Genomic DNA, 274 nt, shown 5'->3' on the forward strand with positions numbered 1-274 from the left:
TGTGCGTCTTCACGTACCAGGCGCCATGCAGGTTTTCGGCCTCTGTCGGTTTGCTGTGCTCGCGCAGCGGCGTGGGCTGCGCAACGTGAGCGGCGTACAGCTCATCAATGGCTTCGTAGGAGCCCAGGGTTTCGTCAGCAAGACTCAGGAACGATGCCATCTGGCTGTCTGACACGTCGTACCCGTGATCCTGGGCGGCAATCAGAAAGTCGGCTTTGTCGGGGCGTTTTACGGACATGGTGTTCTCCAGATAACGGTAAGGGCCACCCGGGAT

At 59.5% G+C, this 274-nt stretch carries 1 pseudogene; it reads right to left on the reverse strand.

What is annotated here, in order from left to right:
• Positions 1-274: pseudogene (locus tag ALO43_RS24155) on the reverse strand (amidase); the annotation flags it as partial.

Source organism: Pseudomonas tremae (genome assembly GCF_001401155.1).
In the GTDB taxonomy this organism is placed as follows: Bacteria; Pseudomonadota; Gammaproteobacteria; order Pseudomonadales; family Pseudomonadaceae; genus Aquipseudomonas; species Aquipseudomonas tremae.